Source organism: Streptomyces sp. NPDC059456, from assembly GCF_042750055.1.
Lineage (GTDB): Bacteria > Actinomycetota > Actinomycetes > Streptomycetales > Streptomycetaceae > Streptomyces.
The window spans coordinates 1-1,645 of record NZ_JBHYVA010001075.1; the positions used below are offsets into that span (position 1 = coordinate 1).

General features: G+C 72.5%; 2 protein-coding genes. Both read right to left on the minus strand.

Annotated features, from left to right (window positions below; translation table 11 throughout):
* Nucleotides 1-990, minus strand: a 990-nt coding sequence (gene galE, locus ACFXA3_RS42270; protein ID WP_385196809.1) for a UDP-glucose 4-epimerase GalE, incomplete at its 3' end; no start/stop codon positions are given.
* 109 nt (nt 991-1,099) lie between these two features.
* Nucleotides 1,100-1,645, minus strand: a 546-nt coding sequence (locus ACFXA3_RS42275; RefSeq protein WP_385196806.1) for a response regulator transcription factor, incomplete at its 5' end; no start/stop codon positions are given.

The following is a 1,645-nucleotide window of genomic DNA, read 5'->3' on the forward strand; positions in this document are numbered from 1 at the left end:
ATTTTTGGTGTCATGCTTTTTTTTTTTATAAGAGCGTGGGGGTCTGGACGGGTGGGTGGGTGTGATTTTCCTGGGGTGGGTTATTTTGGGGGTGTGGTCCGAGCGGGCCGGCGTCCAGCCGAGCCGCTCGTGGGCCGCGCGCGCGGACGCGACGAGGACCGCCGGGTCGCCGGCCCGGCGCGGGGCGACGACCTCGGGGATCTCCGCGCCCGTGACCTTGCGGACCGTCTCGACGACCTCGCGGACCGAGAAGCCGTTGCCGTTGCCGAGGTTGCAGATCAGGTGCTCGCCGGCGGTGGCGGCCTCCAGCGCGGCCAGGTGGGCCTCGGCCAGGTCCGCGACGTGGATGTAGTCGCGCACGCAGGTGCCGTCGGGGGTGGGGTAGTCCTCGCCGAACACCGAGATCGACTCGCGCTCGCCCAGGGCGACCTGGAGCACCAGCGGGATCAGGTGGGTCTCGGGGTCGTGGCGCTCGCCGAACTCGCCGTACGCGCCGGCCACGTTGAAGTAGCGCAGCGAGACCGCGGCGACGCCGTGCGCCGCGCACTCTCCGGCGATCATGTGGTCGACGGCCAGCTTCGAGGCGCCGTACGGGTTGGTGGGCTTGGTGACCGAGTCCTCGGTGAGCAGGCCCTCGGTGGGCTCGCCGTAGGTGGCGGCGGTGGAGGAGAACACAAGCTTGCGCACCCCGTGCGTGCGCATGGCGGCCAGCAGGGCGAGCGTGCCGCCGACGTTGTTCTCCCAGTACTTGCCCGGGTTGACCACGGACTCGCCGACCTGCGAGGACGCCGCGAAGTGCAGTACCGCGTCGTAGGAGGGGTCCAGGTGGCGGGCGGCGTCCTGGATCCGGCCCTCGATGAAGGCGGCACCCGCCGGGACGCCCTCGCGGAAGCCGGTGGAGAGGTCGTCGAGGACGGTGACCTCGTGCCCGGCCTCCAGGAGGTGCGCCGCGACGACGCTGCCGACGTATCCGGCGCCGCCGGTGACCATGTACTTGTACGTCGCCGTTGTGGGAGTCGCCGTCTCGCTCACTCGTCTACTGCCTCTCGCGGGGGGATGCACGCGGGCGCGTGCACATGCCGGTCACTGGCTTACCCGATTAAGCGCCCGCGGGGAAATCGGCGGCCGCCGGCGCGAGCCCCGCCCGGTCGAGCAGACCGGTCCGGGCGGCCAGTGCGGCGGCCTCCAGCCGGGAGCCCACGCCCAGTTTCATCAGCACCCGCTGCACGTGCGTACGGGCGGTGCTGGGCGCGATCTCCATGCCCGCGGCGATCAGCCGGGTGTCCTCGCCCTCGGCGACCCGGACCAGCACCTCCACCTCCCGCGGGGTGAGCAGCCGCAGCAGCCGGCTGCCCTCGTCGTCGGGCTGGGCGGCGGGGTTGAGGAGTTCCGCGAAGGCCCCCTGGAGCAGCTGCGGGGAGATCGCGACCTCTCCCGCCCGGGCCTTGGCCAGCGCCCGCTCCACGCCTTCGATCCGCTCGTCGTGGCGTACGTACCCCGAGGCGCCGGCGGCGAAGGCGGCGGCGATCCCGCGGGGGCTCGGCACCGGGCCGAGGACGACGACGGCGATCTGCGGCCGTTCCCGCTTGATGCGGGCGACCGGTTCGAAGACCCCCGGCTCGGCGGGCGTGGCGGTGCCCCGCAG